Here is a 17,173-nt window from a genome sequence, read left to right as displayed (position 1 = left end):
GCTTCTCTATGATAGTCCCAAATAACTTCTCATCCGTGCATCTTCAATTGTCTTAGGTAGCAAATCAATCAACATCTGTTTGTAAGATTCGTAGATAACAGGACATCGATTGTAAAATTGAAATTTGACCTTATCGTTAAGGTGCGGATGTTCCATCAAACGTTCCAACCACCTGGCATCCAGACTTTCTGCCAATTTACACTTGAAATAGGTTCTGTTATCGTAACTTCCGTAGCTGTAACGTCCCCAAAGTACCGACATGGTGTGACTGCCAACCTGATCGTCATAATAGATCCGTCCCAAGCCGTTATGAATATACCGATTTAATGCTTCATCCTGCAAATAAATAGCAAATTCATCATACACGGTGTCTGCTCGGTTGGTAAGAAGTTTTGCGGTAAAATAAGGAATCAACCACTCATTACCGTATTGCGTATACAGCTCCTCAGCTAACAAAATCAACCGTTCATTCATGCTCCGTATAATCGAAGCAGCAAGCACCACCGGGAAAATACATATGGTATCCTGTGGCTGCGGGTTCCATATTCTGAGCGTATCGTTAATGTGCACATAGTCCTTATTGGCCAATAGTTTAAGCCTCTCAACCAATGGCTGATTCGCCGCAATGATACGGTAGACGCCGATCATGGACGGGCTGCCTTTGCCAAGCATAACGGAAACAACGGCAGTGAATCGTTCAAACTCATCCTGATCGGTCAGAAAATCTGGCGGCTGTTGAAACAGCTCGTGAAAATATTTCTCGCAATGACTGCCCACCACTTCCGAAACCGTATCCGAAATAGCTGGCATCAGGATGTCCTCGCCCAAATTTTTATGTTTCATATATTTTTCCCAGATCGCAGTCGCTTCCCCGCACTCTTGATGAGCAAGTGCTTTTAACGCCGCTTTTTTGCACTTCCCTTTCTCATGGTCTACAAGATATAGAAGTGCTTCTACATGACTCAATCGCGCAATAGCGTCTTCTCTCTTCTTCCCTTTGTCCGGCAACGTCGCCAACACTTCTTCCAACGTCATATAAACGCCTCCTTACTGGATATTTGTGATTTTACATGTTTCATCCATTCACATTAAGAAAATTGCCAATAACTTTTTATGGGGTTCTCAATAAAACCTTCATTCCCCATACTACCTTCACCACAGATAAATATATTATTATTTTCCTATAAAAAATTACAGCCCTTACGCGGTTATCTAGAATAAATTTAGCAAGACGGACAAAATCTCAACAACTATAGGACCTATCACCGCGAACCCGAGAAAAACGGCTAAAATCTTAAGAGGGGTGGATAATCCTTTTGATGCACTCAAATGATCGATTTTTTCATTTAAGTTCCTTAGTTCTTTTAATATTTCCTTATTGGTTTCATCATTCATAATTCATCGCCTCTTTCATACGTAACGAAGAAATACCGAACTCACTTATTTTACCATAATTAGGTTTGACGTTTCCTTTATCCGGTTCCAACTAGTTGGATCAGGAAATGTTTCGTCTATAAAAAAGACCCGCAGATTAAAGCTGCCGGTCTTTTCATAATTATTAAGTTATTACGATCATGCTGCCGCCAGAAACACGGTACAAGATATCGGATAAACTTAGTTAGAGCCGTTTGGCAGAATTAACAGAATTCCAAGAGCGATGATCATCATAAATAAGTACCGCTCGAAATTTTCAGCGGAAATTCGCTTATTCAAGAGGACGCCAAGTCCGGTAGCCGCAAGAATAGCGGGCAAAGAGTACGCATACAAAACCAACGCGTCAAACGTCCATAATCCGCCGAGTGCATGTCCTGTCACAACGAGTAAGCCGGATATAAGAAAATGTGCTTGCAGCGTGCCCCGAAAACGATTCGGATTCCAGCGACGCAAGGTACCGTAAACAACGACCGGTACACCGTTAAAATTATAGGCACTGCCAAGAACTCCGGAAGCAAAACCGAACGGCAAAACCCATCCTCGGTTGTGAAGCAGCGGGCGCCCGATTTTCCGGGAAAGTATCTTCTTCAGTAAGGAATAGCAGCCGAAAATAATTAAGAAAATACCAAGTGCGGAAGTAATCACGATAGCAGGAACAAGGTGAAGCATAATAAGCCCGAAAGGAATACCGATTACAGTGGAAACGGCCAATCGAATCAGGACAGGACGTTCAACATGGCGCCAGCCGCTAAACACGGTCAGCAAAGCAACGGTCAGTCCCGCCAAACCGATCAGGGAAACCGACGTTTGCAGAGGTACCGGCAGCAGGGCAAGCAATGGCATGCTCACGATCGCCTCCCCGAAGCCGAACATAGATTTCATGAAGGCGCCGACAAAAACCGCAGCGACCACCAGCACGATCAGAGAGATAGTCATTGCTCCCTCCCACCGGCTAAATAAGACCACCTGTTCAACGATTTTGCATCAACATTAAAATAACGCAGAGAACCCCTCCTTTTTGTACAGATCTATATAATATCATACGTTCCCTATACAAAAAACACGTGTTTTAACGGGTTCAAATAGCTATTCAAGCGGTTTTAAGTCCATCTAACAAGATCCTATACACAAAATTCTTATACGGCCTTTAAACGTAGTTATAGTTATTCTGATAAAGCATGAAATTTATGGAGTTTTCCATTTATCTTGTACTTATGTCTCTGTTCTGCACGCGAGTCACCCGTTTTCTCCGGCGGGGCTCCCCACTCTTTGCTGTTCTCATCGACAGTCGCATGTTTCACCCTGATCACTCAGCATGCTGTTCGATGACTTCCGCCAAGCGTTCGGCATCTCGCCCCATCCATCCTAACAAAGCGGAGCCGCGGCAGGATTGCCAAGGCAATCCTAAATAATACAATCCCTTCACCTTGCTGACACCGCTGCGATGAATCGGCTTTCCGTTGACATCTACCGCTTCCGGAATGTCGATCCACGGATAAGCGTTTCGAAAACCGGTGGCCCAAATGACAGTAGACACCTTCATCCGCGATTTGTCCTTAAAGAGGATCTCTGCGGAGTCTGCATCTATTGCTCTTTGCTTCAAAGAAACGATTCTTTTTTTCAGGAGGGATTTTAATTCGGTCCCGTATACTTGCTCGGGTTGTTTTTTCAGCCAAGAACCAAGCGGAGACTCCGCGTTCGCTTTCAGCAAACCGAATGTCTCGAAATACCAGAAAATGTTTCTTCCGAACAATTGCATGGGTTTAAAACTTATGGGTCGGCTCACCGAGATCGTGACTGGTCTGCGATCGGAAAGTTCAACCGCGATTTGCGCACCCGAATTGCCGCCGCCGACCACCAGTACAGGACCGTCCGCAAGCTGTGATTCATTTTTATAGCCGGATGAATGCAGCTGAACGATTTCTTTCGGCAGTTTTTTCGCAAAATCCGGGATAACAGGTTCTTGAAAAGGCCCCGTGGCCACGACTACTTGACGCGCAATAAAAGTTTCCTGTCCGGTTTCAATTTTAAAACCAAGTTCATGTTTAGTAAGTGAATGTACATTCGTCTGATGCCGGATAGGCAGAGCGAAAGCCTTGGCATACGCCTCCAAATAATCAGCCGTTTCATCCTTGGCAGGCAAACCTTCAGGAACCCCCGGAAACTTCATGCCGGGAAGGCTGCTGTACATCCTCGGTGTAAATAAAGTCAAGGAATCGTAGCGCGATCTCCAGGAATCTCCGGTCCGTTTATGGGCATCCAGAATGAAGAAGGTTACTCCTTTCTGCTTCAGTAAATACCCCATTGCGAGACCGGCTTGTCCTCCGCCGATTATGATAACTTCCACATGGTTCATCTTCACATTTCCCCTAGCTGCGATTTTATCGTTTCTTTAATGTCCCTTTAACAAACCTTGAGCGAATGTACGAACACCGTACTGTAGAAAATCTTCGACTTTTACGTGCGTTATTTTTTGACCGTAAAGAGAAGAGGATATAAAATAGCCGAGATTCATCCAAATAAAAGTCATCGCCGACGCTTCAAAATCGGTTTTCTGAATGGCGCCGTTCTCGTGCATACGGGTTAAATAGTCGACAAGCAGCTCCTTTAATTGAATCGGTATAGCGGCTGTTTTTTCGTCCAGTTCAGGAAACTGCCCGGTCTCTCTTAATCCGATTAACACCATCTCGCCATTGTGCTTCATAAACTCATGGTACGCTCGCGCAACGTGGGTCAGGTCGGATTGAAGCTCTCCCGTTAAGCTGTCAAAGACTTGATGGATGCCGGGAACATAGGAATACCGGTCCACTAAGGCGTCCAAGATTCCTTGTTTATTAACAAAATGCCGGAAAATCGTACTTTCGTTCACGCCGGCTTCTTTTGCGATTGCGCGTGTCGTCATGCCTTTGTATCCCTTTTCTTTCATTAAAAAGATGACGGCAGTTAAAATCTTATCTCGGGTTTCTTGCGCAGTTTGTTCCATCTGCATCCCCTTTCATGCATGCAAGTACTTGCTTGCATAAAGTATAGCATGACGGAGCACGTTTTGAAAGGTTCATTCCGGCTTCATCGGCGTGGCCAGAGACGTCGGACTGATTGATCAAATCGTAGAAAGCCGGACTCGCCCCTGAACACGCTTTTAAACCTTTAAAAGGAGGGGCTAATATGCTAGCATGGGTTTGTAATCCGCAATGTAGGTCAAAGGAGGAATTTCATTGAAGGATTTAAACGAATCCGAATGGAAGGCAGCTTCCATAAAAGCGGTTCTGTTCGATATGGACGGCGTCCTTATAGACAGCGAACCGATTTATTTTGATATTGAACGCAGTTCGTTCGACCATTTCGGCGTGCCTGTGAGCGAAGAGGACCATCATAGTTTTGTGGGTGTAACGCTGGAATCCATGTGGGAGCAAATACTGGACAAGCACCGGATTCCGTTTGCGCTGGAACAGGTGTTAACGTATCACAAGGACAATGTGATGACTATTTTGTCCGGACATACGGAGCTTACGGCCATGCCTCAAGCGGAACGCTGGTTAAGCTGGCTTAAAGAAAAGCAGATTCCGGTAGCTGTCGCCTCCTCTTCCCCCCGGCCGCTTATTGAGCTGATTATGGACAAGACCGGCCTTGGGCCTTATTTCGACGTACGAGTCAGCGGAGAGGAAGTTAAGCACGGAAAACCGGCGCCGGACATTTTTCTTCATGCGGCCGGCTTGCTGGGAGTGGAACCCTCTTCCTGTCTCGTCATCGAAGATTCACGAAACGGCGTCAAGGCCGCGAAAAGTGCCGGCATGCGGTGCATCGGGCTTCAAAATCCCGGTTCGGGCAATCAGGATCTTTCACTCGCCGATCACCGGGTAAGAAGTTTTGAAGAGCTCTGGGCTTTAAAAGATTCGCTGCCTTTTGCCCCGCTTTCTTCGCTAACTTAACATTTACAAAAGACGAAAAGAGCTTGCCTTCTAATGAAGACAAGCTCTTTTGTCATTCCCACCAATACTTCATTTCACTGAATGTAACCTCCCACAGCTTCGCATTTCCTTTCAGGGTAATCGTAAGTCGGATGTAAGGAAAGTTCCGGCCTCAACCTGCACAAAAAAAGCCAACCGGACACTTATACCCGGAAGGCTTCCTGCATTCGTACGATTCCGTTTAGGATCTACTCTTCCTGCACATCCGCCCCTAATTCGCTCGCAATTTCAATTACCAAGGGAATGACGACTTTATTCGTACCGGACACGTAGATGTCACCCTCGTAATGCCTGAATGGAATCTTGGTATTCTCGTCGTAGCTCCACATGAAAAAGTCCCCTTCAATGGACATGCTGGTTGCGCCATTCACCGTAAAAACGGTTGTATAAGAAAAATCGGCTTTGGACGAGAAAACCTGCTTGCACTCCTCCAAAGAGATCGTTTTTGCGGAATTGCCGTTTTCCTGAAACGCCCTTGTAATGCGATAACGCTGGCTCATTGAAATGCCTCCCCTATTTTTTAGTACATCTATTATATCTTAGGAACGCATAAGGACAAAATGATCATCCTGTGAAAGTCGTGTTGTTCTTCAAGGCATTCTTCCTGGCCGTTAAGAAGACATTCAGTTTTTCCGAGAACAAGAGCATAGCTGCGGCGGACAGTACAATGTAAAACGGGAACACTCCGATGCCGAAAAGGGAAGCCAGAAAACCGAGCAGAGGAGGCATAAACGTGCTGCCCACATAGGCCACGGCCATTTGATACCCCATAATCGACTGGGAGTGTTTCCGGCCGAAACGCACAGGCGTTTCATGAAGCATACACGGGTAGATAGGCGCCAGGCCCAATCCCGTTATCATAAAACCCGCAAGCGAGAAAACAGGCGGCAATGGCAGAATCAGCAAGGCCGCACCGGCGAGAGCGGTGATTTGGCCTCCCCGGATAAGGGTTCGGTTAGACACTTTGAACGTAATAAATCCCGTAACCATTCTGCCGACTGTGATTCCCGCATAATAAAGGGACACCCACTGCGCCCCGACCGCGGCCGGCAGCTCTTTCATATTCACCAGAAAGCTGCTTCCCCACAGCCCGATTGTCGCTTCCGCTCCGGAATAAAACAAGAAGGTGACCAAAGCGAGCTTAACTCCCCTGATTTGTAAAGGCTTTACGGAGCTCTCGGAACGCTCATCCCCTGCCCCGTTCAGATCTTCCGTTTCTTTGCCTAGAGCCGTGTGGTTATTCCTTGCTACCCGGTTCCATAAGGGCAGGGTGACGAACAGGAGAATCACCAGGGCAAACTGAATCCCGGCAACTGTCAGGTATCCATCCCTCCAGGAGTCCGGTCCTGAAATAAATTGCGCCATAATAATCGGCCCGAGCGTAGCTCCCACTCCCCAGAAGCAATGAAGCCAACTCATATGATGCGCTTTGTAATGTGCGGCAACGTAATTGTTCAGGCCCGCATCTACGGCGCCTCCGCCCAATCCAAGGGGGATGGCGCAGATCATTAACCAGACAAGCGATGGGGCTGCAGCGAAGCCGAGCAGAGCACCGGCCGTCATGATGCAGCTGATGAGGGTGAGTTTCCCCGTTCCGAACCATTTAAGCAGGGTGCCGCTTGCCATACTGGAAACAATCGTGCCGGCTGTGACGGTCATAAACAGCAAACCGGCGGTTTCAAGCGGTACGCCTAGATCCGTTTGCATGACGGGCCAGGCCGATCCCAGCAAGGAATCCGGCAGTCCCAGGCTGATAAAAGCCATATAAATAATCAATAAAAAGAAAGTAGCCATAGGTCACCTCTTCTCCCAGATCATAAGGTCAAGCCCGAGGTGCTGTAGTCCGTTCAAATAATCCTGCTTCCAGTCACTGGTACACAGTTCCGGAAGATGTTCTTCCGGTATGTAGTCGGCACTCCTACTTGCGATTAGATTAAGAAGAGAGCTGCTGACTTCATTGACGCAAAAAATAATCGCGTGAGGATTAAGAATAGCGGTAAACGAAGCGATCAACCTACTAACGGCATCTATCTCCTTCTCGCGAAGGGCTTCTTCTTCAGATCCCGCTTCACGCTCCAAAGCTTGCAGGAAATTGCGGTCGTCATACTGAGGCACGAATGAAACTTCTCCCGAAAAGAACGTGCTTCCCCGCACCACGTCGCCATTGACCAGAATGCCGGAACCGGGTCCGTTTTGTCCGAAATTCAGATAGATCAGAGTCGGATTGCCTGTCTGGGTCCCTTTTAAGTGATAGCCGAGAATTGCGGCATTCATATCGTTTTCAACCGCGACCGGAATGGAAAAACGCTCTTCAAAATAGCTTTTCAGATCAAACTGATGAAACTGCTCATAGCCGGGAATATAGATGATCCGGCCATTGTTGACCGCGCCGGGCACACCGACCGCTATGGATCGAATTTTCGGATACTTCGTGATGATCCTCTCGATTTGATCCGTTAAGCTGAGAATAGGGTCCGTCAGGACACCGGATGTTTGGGCATATTCTTTTATGTCCCCCGAACAATTGAAAATCGTGTAATTCGTTTCTGTTTTCTCCAGAAACAAAGCCAAACCAAGCATATAATCCGGATTATACGCGTATCTTTCGGCCCGTCTTCCCCCACTCGAACCATCAAGACCGGCTGAAAAAATTTCCCCGTCCTTCTCCATTTGAGTCAAAAACTTACTGACGGTAGGAAAACTGATGCCTAGTTTGTGACTAAGTTCAACCTTCGTTGCGCTTCCAAGCTCCAGAAGAGCTGCGCGTATGCTGCGAAGGATAGCTTTCTTCATGCCGTCATTGGATGTAGGAGGCAGCTCACTCACCCTGTATCACACTCCTCGCTCACTTATTAAACGCATTTAATAAGTTGTCATGATAATAACAGAAATAGCCTCTTTAAGCAATGAAAAAGAAAAAGCCGCACACTATGCGGCTTACAAAGCACTTATGAAACCCTTTAGCCGCCTACCGAGCGGCTCCGGAATTTCCTTCGAGTTCCGATGACGACAGTGGCGTCCAACATCCTGTTTATTTTAATCCTTCCATAAGGTTCAGGACAGGTACAAATTCGTTATAGGAAACTTCCCTATTATAAAAAACCGCCTGCAGGCGGTCAAAGCTTGTGCGGAAAACCACTTTGACTCAGCCTGTCTAGAACAAGATGAACAGCCATGGCATCGTCCACGTAACCGATCGGAAACAGATAGTCGGGTATAATATCAGCAGATAAAATGAAGTACAACAAAGCGCTTCCGAGGATAGCCTGATGGGTTTCGGAGGAACTTTTGGCGCAGTAGAGAGTATACATTTCCTTCAATTGATCGATTAACGGCCCTACCCCGTTCACTTGTGCCAGCTTGGTATCGAACTCCCGGCAAATCAAGCGATGTCCTTCTTCCGTCTGTGCATACAGTTCGTATTTGGCCAATTCCTGTTCAATGCGCCCCGTTGTGGCTTTTAAATCGGACACGCTAGAGTCCCCGAACAATTCCAGCAGCATACCCAGCGAATGATGGATATGAGAATGGCCGGCTTCTTTTCCAGGGTTCACCATATAACCGGAAGCTTCGATCAACCTATCCAGCGACAGATCCAGGTATTCGGAAAAAAGCTTTAGATGAATGAGCTTTGGCTCCTGTTTGCCGTTTACGATTCGTGAAATCGTAGCGGTGTCCATTCCGCAGAGACTGCTAAGCTTACGCATGGAAAGCGATTGCTTTTTCAACTGAGCCTTAATTAGTTCCCCAATCGTGCTTTCCTTCGGCGGATCAAGGGCTTCCATCGGGGCATCTCCTTTCTCGACCCTTTATGAACTAGTATATGAAAGACTGTTGAAAAATTTACCTTGTCTTTGTCCGTAAAAACGTGAGGTTTGTTGAGATTTTTGGGTGGTACTGGCACTACTTTCTCAACGGCACATACTTTAAAAACAAATACAACATAACGAGGTGTTTAGAAATGGCGTGGCTACTTATCTTAGGTTTTGCAATTTCATCGAGTCTCGATAATTTAGGTGTGGGAATTTCTTACGGGATTCGAAAAATCCGAATCGGAATTTTGTCCAACTTGATCGTTGCCGCTGTCTGCTTCTTGTTCAGCTATACGGGAATATGGTTTGGAAAATGGATTTCTACCGTCCTGCCCGGCATGCTCCCCGTCCTTCTGAGCGCGTTTAGCCTGTTCTTCATCGGAATACGAATCATTTTGATGGCAACTCCGGGAAAAGAGCCCGAAATAGCTCCCTCTCCGTCAAAGAGTAATGGAAATGGATTACGGTCGATTTTACGGAATCCCGAGCAGGTGGACCGAGACAATTCGAAGCATATCGGAATCGCCGAATCGTTAATTCTGGGGATTGCCCTTTCGGCCAATGCGCTGACCAATGGGTTAAGTGCGGGGCTGCTCGGCCTCTCTCCCTTTGCGATATCTCTTACGGCGGCTTTGGGAAGTTTTCTGACCGTGTGGCTTGGAGTCTGGCTGGGCGGTAAAGTTGCCGGCATCCGCATCGGTTCCTTTACGTTAGGCCAATTCGGCACCCTGGTTAGCGGCATGATGCTTCTCGTAATTGCCGCCAACAGCTTACTGTGAACGATGAGGAACTAGAAAGGACCAGAAGGTGAATCCATACCGATTTTTTCCAGACCCGGGCATGACTCGGGTCTCTTTGTTTTTCCACCTGGTTGTAGAAAGATTCGAATCGTCGTCTTCCGGAGCCACATTGTCGATAAGCAGCAGTTTCCCGCCCGGTTTGACGACACGGAATGCTCCTGCAGTGAAAGCCGGGAAATCGGCAATGTATACATGTTGCTGCGTCCCCTGCATAAGGTCATTCATGGAATTGTATGGCTTCTGGTGATATCTAAGTTACCTTTCTATCAATTCTCGCATTATCTATAGTATTCAGAGGAAAGCGAGGTGATTAATATGGCCCGCATAAGAAGAGATGTAGTCGAAATCAAGTTTAGACGCAGTGTCATAACCGGACGAAGAATTATCATCGCCTTCCGCATAATCGGCAGCGCCCGACCCTGCAACCGTTTCTTATTCTTTGGCGGTCGTGTGTTTTTTGCTCAACGATGCCTGTTAAGCCACGGTTTTCGGCTTGTGTCATCCAGACGGAATGTTCTAGTTTTTGAACGCAGAATCTAATTTCCATGAAGCGATAACCCTAAGGGGTTGCCGCTTCATTTTTTTGAACCCGCAAATTAAAACAGAAGAATCGTACACGTTAGCGCTAAATACAAACAAAGCGGACTATATAACCACGTATCATTTCTTGCAAATACCGTGTGCTTTACTTTCTTGAAAAATCCGATATGTCTAAAGTCACCGACCGACCGTAGGAAGAAAACAGAAGCGCAAACGATACACCCCGTTCTTGTAAGGGAATTTGCCGGAAAGTGATCTATATAACCGCCTTGCATCAGGAGTATGAAACAAACAATTAAAAGAAGAACAGCCACGAAGAGTGTCCCCGACTTCCCGGGTTTAAAAGCAGGCTCATACTCCCCCGCTTTCGAAGGTATGGCCGCACCGATCCCCCAGCGCCCCCCATACGCCCAATAAATATGTAAGATGCTGATCAGAGCCAAAATACTTACGGCTGACAAAGCCATAACGAGTTTCATTACATCCGCCTCCCAATGCAGTTTTTAAAACTTGCCCGAAAAACCCAACAAAGTTTCCAAGACCATTAAACCTGCCAACAATTTCGTTTGCGGCCTAGGAAGTACACGAACCAGAATAAGTGAAAATGTAAGAGTCAGCAGGTTATTTACATGGCAAAAATAATCCAATAAACCGGGCTCCATCTTAGCGTTAAACCTTGCTAAATTAAGGGTAGCGTTTGAGATGATCGCCAACCCGCCGCTGACGAACCATATAGATTCTGGGGTCATCGCTTTGTATTTCCTGGGTGTGATGCAAATATGAAGAATCCCCAAAAGCATAATCATGATTGCCACGATAAGATACAGGATGTTCATATAGAAGCTCCTTTCTTCATCTAACAAGTGGGTAATTCACAGCTAAAACATACGCTTCCGTATGGCCGTGCATTTTTTATGTCCCTGCAGCACGTGCAGCCGCATTAGGGACAAGGGTGTTCATAGCTTTAATAAAATCTCGAACATTTTGACGATATCAAAATTCGTATTGCTCTCAAACCGAGTCATCCATCCTACATAAGTTAAATAGGTAAGTCTGGACCTGTCGGCGGCCTCTGAAAACGTCAATCCTCTCTTCTGATATAGGATGGAAATACAATGAATTCTCTGTTCCTCAATATCGACTAATCGGGATGCCACGATAGGATCATGTTTAGCCCAGGCATAAATGCCGATCTCAATTTTCTTGTTCCGGTTGTTAATACTAAGATTAAGCAGTTGCTCCAACGAGGAGTTATCCTGTTCTACATTCCGGATGATCCGTTTGGTCGCATAATCTTCCCAATAATCCAGCATGGAATCCAGAAGTTCTTTACGGTCTCGAAAGTAGTGGTAGAAGCTGCCTTTACTTATTTTCAGCGCCTTGGCAAGTACTTCGACACGCACTTCATGTATGCCGGCTTCGCCCAGCTTATTTAGTCCGGCTTTTACCCAGTCTTCCCTGGTTACTTGCATGACTCCCTCCCCATTAAATACGGTGACGTATGTTTTTATCAGAATACGATTCGAATTTTATTTTGTCAATGGAGAGCCAGTCGGTCGTCCCGGTTAATCGTTATCAGACTTAACAAAAAAGTGCCGGCAATTGTGCCGACACTTTTCAGCCGTCCTGAGGCAACCATTACCGGCCCCGTCGTTTCAAAGCTTCCAGTTCATGGATCAATTGCTTGAGAGTGCCTTCCTTTTCAGATTCACTTTGCTCGTCATACAAAAATTGTTCCGTGAATTCCCAAATATCTTCAAGCAGCCTCCTGATTTTGTAAAATCGGAGCGCTTCCTCATCTATGATATAGTTGGGATGTATTTTTTTATATAAAGCGAAGAAATCGTGAAAACAAGTTTCATCTGTCAGGAACATCAAGTCGGCTTCCACCGGTGCCAGCTTCAAACCTTCCCAATCAATCAAAATCAGTTGTTGATCGCTCTGCATCATGTTCCAGGGATGAATATCCGTATGACACCAGCGCAAGGGCGGCATGCGACCGGCCAATTTCGAAGATAGATCCTGCAAAATGGATATATGGTCAAACAAAACGTTTTCGTAAGGTTTTATTGCGGATCTTAATTTTGGAGGTAAATGGCGGGCTGCCATCGTTTCGTTGAGTGTGTTCATAAAAGGGACATGAAAATCCTCCGTCAGATGTTCCGCAGGCACCGGGATGGAATTTCCGACCTTGTGCAGCTCGGCCAATATAATTGTCAGTTGTTCGATCTGAGCTTGGTTTAAAGCTTTTTCTCCGATCGTTTCTCCGTCAATATACTCGTAAAGAAGAAAAATACCGTCCGCATTTTCACATACATATTCCCCCGATTGAGTTTTCAGAGGCACCGGGATTTTACCGGCCAGGTCCGTGTTCTCGTTAAGCCAGCAGGTTACGGGGATATATTTGTCCAGCCGTGCGGTTAATTTGGGAGTTGACGACCGTTTTTTCTCATACTCTTTCAAAAAATAGGTCGAGTTACTTGGGGTCTCGATCCGGTAAGCCAAGGAAGCCCATCCTCCTTGCTGTCGGCTGATGCTAAGCGGCTCCAGATGATAATGTTCCGTAACCAATTTTGTGAGCCGGGCGAGCTTCAAGCTCTCTGTCTCCATTCCTTTTCCCCTCCAGTGTCTGTAAATTCGTTAACGTACCCTTGGGAACTTTGAGAATTCTTGCTATAATACTCGTTATAGCCCCCCTATAAAAAAATAAGGTGAAATTACATGCTCTCATTTACCCGATTGATTAAATGCAAGCCCCCTATCCCCTAATACCCGGGACGAATTGAGATTTTTCAATTTATAGGGGGCATGAACTGTGTTAACAAAAAAAATCTCAACACCATCCATCCTGCTGTTTATTATTCTTGTGGGTTTTCCGCAAATTAGTGAAACGATATACACGCCTTCTTTACCGGATATCGCGGATCATCTCCAGGTCAGCCGGAACTTGATCCAACTGACGCTCAGTATCTACTTCCTGGGCTTCGCCCTTGGTGTTTTCTGCTGGGGAAGGCTCTCGGATTCAATCGGACGGCGTCCCGCGCTGCTTTGGGGAATCCTCGTTTATGGCCTCGGAAGCTTGGGGTGTTATTTGTCCGGCACCGCCGAATGGCTATTGGTAAGCCGGTTCGTTCAGGCTTTTGGAGCCAGTACCGGCTCGGTTGTCACGCAAACCATCCTGCGCGAGAGTATCGACGGAGCCAAACGTCACGCCGTGTTTGCCCAAATTTCCGCAGCGCTGGCCTTCACTCCGGCGATCGGCCCGTTAATTGGCGGTTGGGTAGATCAAGCGCTCGGTTTCAGAGCGGTATTCCTCACGCTTGTTATCATGGGCGCGGCCGTTTTTGCGTATACGTTCGCTGCACTTCCCGAGACAAAAGGAGCCGTAACGACCAACATCAAAATCCGGTCCGTATTCCGGCGCATGATTGGCGATAAAAAGTTATGGGCATTCGGTTTTCTCATTGGGGCAACGAATGGTCTTTTGTTCAGTTATTATGCCGAGTCACCGTTTATTTTTATAGAGTTTTTTCATCTGACACCGGGCGAATTCGGTATTTTCGGTATTCTAGTGGCGCTTTCTTCCATTCTCGGAGCCTTGTTGTCGAAAAAACTGTTAACGAGATTCACCGCCGAAAAGATCATCGTCACCGGCACGATCATCTCCGCTATCGGAGCGGCCTGCATGACCGCCGTCATATTGTATAAGGCGAGTCCTTCGGCAATTTTTCTAATCCTTCTGGCCGTTTGTATCTTTATCTTCCTGCTGGGAATCGGAATGGCCATACCCAACTGTCTGAGCTTGGCGCTGGTCCGATACAGCGATGTACTCGGGACTGCGGGCGCCATCTTCGGCTTGGGCTATTATATCCTTGTCAGCTTGATCACGAGCGGCATGAGTTACCTGCACAATGATTCTTTGCTCACCATGCCGCTTTATTTCCTCGTTTTGTCGCTGATAATGGTATTCGTAAGTAAAAAGCTGCCGCATCCCGTAAAATAAAGAGGCCATCTCAGGTAAACGTTCTTCTCTGCGAAAGCCGATTTTCTGTATTCAGAAAATCGGCTTTTTTATGTTTTACAGAGCCTTATGTTTGTGCTCCCGCAAGTTTAACGATCCCGGCCGACTATATAAGCCAATAAATGCTTCAGGAAAGCGGTATTGCGTGGAACCTTTTTCAGGGTTTCCATAGCCAGGCAGTAATGTTCCCACATCTCTTTACCAGCGCCGTCCTGTCCTAATATCGTCACGAAAGTCGAGTTGTTGTTTTCAATATCTTTGCCGGCAGGTTTCCCGAGCACATCCAAATTTCCTTCCGCGTCAAGCAAATCGTCTTTGATCTGAAAGGCAATACCCGCATGATAGGCGAATCTTTTCAAAGCTTCCATCTCGGGAGCCGGAACTTCCGCAAGAATGGCCGGCATGACGAGAGCCGCCTCGAATGCGATGCCGGTCTTGTAAAAGCAGATCCGGTTCAACTGCTCCAGGGTCAATGCTTTTCCCCTGGCCTGCAGGTCCATCGCCTGTCCCATGCACATCTCTTCGGTCTTTTCGGCCGAATAGCGGATAAGGGCAAGTACGGATTTGGCTGGAAAACGGTCCAGCGATGTCTGCTCTTGGGTGGCCTTCTGGATCAGGTACAGACCGGTCAGCTCAGCGGTGGCAATGTTATGCACCTGATGCAGGGTCGGCCGTCCTCTCCTCGTGGACGCATTATCCTGGGAAGGCAGATCGTCAAAGATCAGGGAGGCGGTGTGCATATATTCGAGCGATTTGAGAAGCGGGACGATCTCTTCCGCCTTCAGGCCGTATTCGTTTACCCCCATAACCCAGGTCAAAATGGGCCGGATACGCTTTCCCGATCCTTCCAGACTGTAATTGGCGGCGTCAATAAGTGCTTCTTTCATCCCCGGCATTCCGTGAGGCTTGGAAATGTGCAGGAAGCCGTTGATCTGATCCCGGACAGTCCGGATCGTATCGGAGAAGGCCTCCTTTTCCTTCCGGTTATTTTGCAGAACGGTAACCACCTGATCCCGAAGCAGTTTATCGAAGAAATCGACATCGTCCGCTTTGCTTACCATGGTTTGGACGAGACGGTTGAATTCGGGGTCTCCGGAAGCGAATATATTCATCATGTCGTTATACTTTTCGGCACCGAGACGTTCTTTACATCGTTTGAGACCGTTAATCGCACGATCCAGGATGACCTCACGGGTCTTGGCATCGGAGCGGTACACGTTATGAATCAGATGGGAAATAACCGTCCAGTACAATTCATAAGGATTGATCAGATCCGGACGACGATCCCGGTATTTTAAATAGTAGGTATAGGGGGTTACCGCACCGTCTTTCCCGTCATCGAACATGTCCGCGAAATCATCGGCCAACTGATTGTAAATGCCGTAATAAAAAGTCCGGTTATCAAAGCCCTCGTCCGCGTCCGCGCTAAGTACGGAACGCACAATCAGCCGGGAAGAAGAGGATTTTAAAATGATGGGGACATACAGTTCTTCATTCGTGTAAGACTCACAGGACAGATCCTTTATACGGTCCAGCTCTTGGGAGTGGAAGAACACATACGATTGTTCGTAAAAGGTTCTCCGTGTTTCCGGCCGCTGGTACGCCTGGATCGACTGAAAAGCATCCCGCAGCTCCGCATGTACGAATTCCAGCAAAGTCCGGTTATTCTCGGACCACTCCCCTAATTCAGGGACGGAACCCGTAAGAAGCGCGTTGCGTATCATGCCGGTAAATTGTTCTTTCTCTAAGTCAGTTAAGATACCGGAATCGAGAAGATCGTCTATGAATGGATAAGTCAGACCGTACGAATATCCGAGCCGGATGGCTTCATCAAGTCTGCGGGACCGTTCATCCGGCGGCGTTTCATCCTCCATATCGTCGTCTACGTGCAGAATGACTCCGAGAATGATTTTGAGCAGTTTGCGCTGGGCTTGCTCGGCATTCATTTCTTTGGGGATACGGGAAGAAACGTTTTTGAGCTTGGTTATTAACCAAATTGTGGCGGTTTCGATACCTTCCTTCTGGGCCCAGCGGTACAAGCCCGACCAGCTTATATAATCCGGCTGATCTCCCCCATCCGCTTTGCCGGAATCCATCAGTTGGTTTTTGATATCGCCGATCAGGCCCAGGATCTTCTTCTGTGTGGCGGGGGAATCCAGGGCTTGGCCCAGATCCCGCAAATAAATGTAAGAAATGCTCCGGTCCAGATAATCGTCCAATTTTCCCGTGTAACGGAGCCATTGGATATATCGGGAATAATCCCGTGAATCGGGCCTTCTTTTTCTCCGGGATAAAAAGGAAAATAGCGAAAAAGGCGGGATATGATCTTTTTTCCAAACGCGAATATCTTCAGTCAGGACCGGCACATAGCTCTTCTCCTTGACCTGTTCATAAAGCGATGTGAAATACTGCGCGGCTCTCTGCTCAGCCGGCCGGTACCAGGTTTCGGCCTGATCAGTAAATGTCTGGTTCATAGGATGCACGACCTCGACTTCTATTTGGTTAAACCGTGCTTAGAAGAACAATTCCCTCGCCGGACGGCAACCGATTTTGTTCTATTTATACGGGAAAGAATCGTTTGGGTTACGAAATGTTTAA

At 47.1% G+C, this 17,173-nt stretch carries 17 protein-coding genes; 3 read left to right on the top strand and 14 right to left on the bottom strand.

Annotated features, from left to right (window positions below; translation table 11 throughout):
• Nucleotides 1–6: 6 nt before the first annotated feature.
• The 5 genes from AC2TF6_RS13135 to AC2TF6_RS13115 form a co-directional block, all read right to left on the bottom strand.
• Nucleotides 7–1,035, bottom strand: a complete 1,029-nt coding sequence (locus AC2TF6_RS13135; RefSeq protein ID WP_491311394.1) for a hypothetical protein — start codon at nt 1,033–1,035, stop codon at nt 7–9.
• A gap of 177 nt (nt 1,036–1,212) precedes the next feature.
• Nucleotides 1,213–1,395 (bottom strand): hypothetical protein, encoded by a 183-nt coding sequence (locus tag AC2TF6_RS13130; RefSeq protein WP_491311393.1) that lies wholly within the window; start codon nt 1,393–1,395, stop codon nt 1,213–1,215.
• Nucleotides 1,396–1,614: 219 nt separating this feature from the next.
• Entirely contained in the window at nt 1,615–2,316 is a 702-nt protein-coding gene (locus tag AC2TF6_RS13125; protein ID WP_491311638.1) for a sulfite exporter TauE/SafE family protein, read from the bottom strand.
• A gap of 424 nt (nt 2,317–2,740) precedes the next feature.
• Nucleotides 2,741–3,790, bottom strand: a complete 1,050-nt coding sequence (locus AC2TF6_RS13120) for a flavin-containing monooxygenase (RefSeq protein ID WP_491311392.1) — start codon at nt 3,788–3,790, stop codon at nt 2,741–2,743.
• Between the two features lie 36 nt (nt 3,791–3,826).
• Nucleotides 3,827–4,423: a TetR/AcrR family transcriptional regulator gene (locus tag AC2TF6_RS13115; protein WP_491311391.1), complete on the bottom strand. Its 597-nt coding sequence runs from the start codon at nt 4,421–4,423 to the stop codon at nt 3,827–3,829.
• A gap of 226 nt (nt 4,424–4,649) precedes the next feature.
• Between AC2TF6_RS13115 and AC2TF6_RS13110 the strand changes: the two genes are divergently transcribed.
• Nucleotides 4,650–5,363 carry an HAD family hydrolase gene (locus AC2TF6_RS13110; RefSeq protein WP_491311390.1) on the top strand — a complete coding sequence of 238 codons (714 nt, stop codon included), beginning with the start codon at nt 4,650–4,652 and terminating at the stop codon, nt 5,361–5,363.
• Between the two features lie 227 nt (nt 5,364–5,590).
• Here the strand turns inward: AC2TF6_RS13110 and AC2TF6_RS13105 are convergent, their stop codons facing one another.
• The 4 genes from AC2TF6_RS13105 to AC2TF6_RS13090 all read right to left on the bottom strand — a co-directional run bounded on the left by AC2TF6_RS13105 (nt 5,591) and on the right by AC2TF6_RS13090 (nt 9,187).
• On the bottom strand, nt 5,591–5,902 hold the full coding sequence (locus tag AC2TF6_RS13105) for a hypothetical protein (protein ID WP_491311389.1): 312 nt from the start codon (nt 5,900–5,902) through the stop codon (nt 5,591–5,593).
• Between the two features lie 64 nt (nt 5,903–5,966).
• On the bottom strand, nt 5,967–7,196 hold the full coding sequence (locus AC2TF6_RS13100; RefSeq protein ID WP_491311388.1) for an MFS transporter: 1,230 nt from the start codon (nt 7,194–7,196) through the stop codon (nt 5,967–5,969).
• 3 nt (nt 7,197–7,199) lie between these two features.
• Nucleotides 7,200–8,195, bottom strand: coding sequence for an ROK family transcriptional regulator (locus AC2TF6_RS13095; RefSeq protein ID WP_491311637.1), 996 nt, complete (start codon nt 8,193–8,195; stop codon nt 7,200–7,202).
• 323 nt (nt 8,196–8,518) lie between these two features.
• The gene (locus AC2TF6_RS13090; RefSeq protein ID WP_491311387.1) at nt 8,519–9,187 is read right to left on the bottom strand and encodes a helix-turn-helix domain-containing protein; all 669 of its coding nucleotides are present in this window, start codon (nt 9,185–9,187) and stop codon (nt 8,519–8,521) included.
• Nucleotides 9,188–9,363: 176 nt separating this feature from the next.
• Here AC2TF6_RS13090 and ytaF point away from each other — a divergent pair, with 176 nt between their 5' ends.
• Nucleotides 9,364–9,993, top strand: coding sequence for a sporulation membrane protein YtaF (gene ytaF, locus AC2TF6_RS13085; RefSeq protein WP_491311386.1), 630 nt, complete (start codon nt 9,364–9,366; stop codon nt 9,991–9,993).
• 617 nt (nt 9,994–10,610) lie between these two features.
• Here the strand turns inward: ytaF and AC2TF6_RS13080 are convergent.
• The 4 genes from AC2TF6_RS13080 to AC2TF6_RS13065 all read right to left on the bottom strand — a co-directional run bounded on the left by AC2TF6_RS13080 (nt 10,611) and on the right by AC2TF6_RS13065 (nt 13,164).
• Nucleotides 10,611–11,033, bottom strand: coding sequence for a DUF3995 domain-containing protein (locus AC2TF6_RS13080; RefSeq protein ID WP_491311385.1), 423 nt, complete (start codon nt 11,031–11,033; stop codon nt 10,611–10,613).
• A gap of 24 nt (nt 11,034–11,057) precedes the next feature.
• Nucleotides 11,058–11,390 carry a hypothetical protein gene (locus AC2TF6_RS13075; RefSeq protein WP_491311384.1) on the bottom strand — a complete coding sequence of 111 codons (333 nt, stop codon included), beginning with the start codon at nt 11,388–11,390 and terminating at the stop codon, nt 11,058–11,060.
• A gap of 120 nt (nt 11,391–11,510) precedes the next feature.
• Nucleotides 11,511–12,026, bottom strand: coding sequence for a TetR/AcrR family transcriptional regulator (locus tag AC2TF6_RS13070; RefSeq protein ID WP_491311383.1), 516 nt, complete (start codon nt 12,024–12,026; stop codon nt 11,511–11,513).
• Between the two features lie 166 nt (nt 12,027–12,192).
• Nucleotides 12,193–13,164 carry a phosphotransferase family protein gene (locus AC2TF6_RS13065; RefSeq protein WP_491311382.1) on the bottom strand — a complete coding sequence of 324 codons (972 nt, stop codon included), beginning with the start codon at nt 13,162–13,164 and terminating at the stop codon, nt 12,193–12,195.
• Nucleotides 13,165–13,369: 205 nt separating this feature from the next.
• On the opposite strand from AC2TF6_RS13065, the gene AC2TF6_RS13060 reads away from it, so the two are divergent.
• Complete coding sequence (locus AC2TF6_RS13060) at nt 13,370–14,557, top strand: multidrug effflux MFS transporter (RefSeq protein WP_491311381.1); 1,188 nt, start codon at nt 13,370–13,372, stop codon at nt 14,555–14,557.
• 107 nt (nt 14,558–14,664) lie between these two features.
• Here AC2TF6_RS13060 and AC2TF6_RS13055 read toward each other — a convergent pair whose 3' ends face one another.
• Nucleotides 14,665–17,049: a polyprenyl synthetase family protein gene (locus tag AC2TF6_RS13055; protein ID WP_491311380.1), complete on the bottom strand. Its 2,385-nt coding sequence runs from the start codon at nt 17,047–17,049 to the stop codon at nt 14,665–14,667.
• Nucleotides 17,050–17,173 lie beyond the last annotated feature (124 nt).

This window comes from Paenibacillus sp. JNUCC 35 (genome assembly GCF_058269095.1).
Note: the sequence above shows the minus strand (reverse complement) of the source record. Positions and strands in the feature narration are given on the sequence as shown.

Coding starts and splice junctions, on each gene's coding strand:
- AC2TF6_RS13080 (WP_491311385.1), bottom strand. CDS start 11,033: ATGAAACTCGTTATGGCTTTGTCAGCCGTAAGTATTTTGGCTCTGATC.
- AC2TF6_RS13100 (WP_491311388.1), bottom strand. CDS start 7,196: ATGGCTACTTTCTTTTTATTGATTATTTATATGGCTTTTATCAGCCTG.
- AC2TF6_RS13135 (WP_491311394.1), bottom strand. CDS start 1,035: ATGACGTTGGAAGAAGTGTTGGCGACGTTGCCGGACAAAGGGAAGAAG.
- AC2TF6_RS13125 (WP_491311638.1), bottom strand. CDS start 2,316: ATGAAATCTATGTTCGGCTTCGGGGAGGCGATCGTGAGCATGCCATTG.
- AC2TF6_RS13090 (WP_491311387.1), bottom strand. CDS start 9,187: ATGGAAGCCCTTGATCCGCCGAAGGAAAGCACGATTGGGGAACTAATT.
- AC2TF6_RS13115 (WP_491311391.1), bottom strand. CDS start 4,423: ATGCAGATGGAACAAACTGCGCAAGAAACCCGAGATAAGATTTTAACT.
- AC2TF6_RS13120 (WP_491311392.1), bottom strand. CDS start 3,790: ATGAACCATGTGGAAGTTATCATAATCGGCGGAGGACAAGCCGGTCTC.
- AC2TF6_RS13130 (WP_491311393.1), bottom strand. CDS start 1,395: ATGAATGATGAAACCAATAAGGAAATATTAAAAGAACTAAGGAACTTA.
- AC2TF6_RS13095 (WP_491311637.1), bottom strand. CDS start 8,195: ATGAAGAAAGCTATCCTTCGCAGCATACGCGCAGCTCTTCTGGAGCTT.
- AC2TF6_RS13070 (WP_491311383.1), bottom strand. CDS start 12,026: ATGCAAGTAACCAGGGAAGACTGGGTAAAAGCCGGACTAAATAAGCTG.
- ytaF (WP_491311386.1), top strand. CDS start 9,364: ATGGCGTGGCTACTTATCTTAGGTTTTGCAATTTCATCGAGTCTCGAT.
- AC2TF6_RS13075 (WP_491311384.1), bottom strand. CDS start 11,390: ATGAACATCCTGTATCTTATCGTGGCAATCATGATTATGCTTTTGGGG.
- AC2TF6_RS13055 (WP_491311380.1), bottom strand. CDS start 17,049: ATGAACCAGACATTTACTGATCAGGCCGAAACCTGGTACCGGCCGGCT.
- AC2TF6_RS13065 (WP_491311382.1), bottom strand. CDS start 13,164: ATGGAGACAGAGAGCTTGAAGCTCGCCCGGCTCACAAAATTGGTTACG.
- AC2TF6_RS13105 (WP_491311389.1), bottom strand. CDS start 5,902: ATGAGCCAGCGTTATCGCATTACAAGGGCGTTTCAGGAAAACGGCAAT.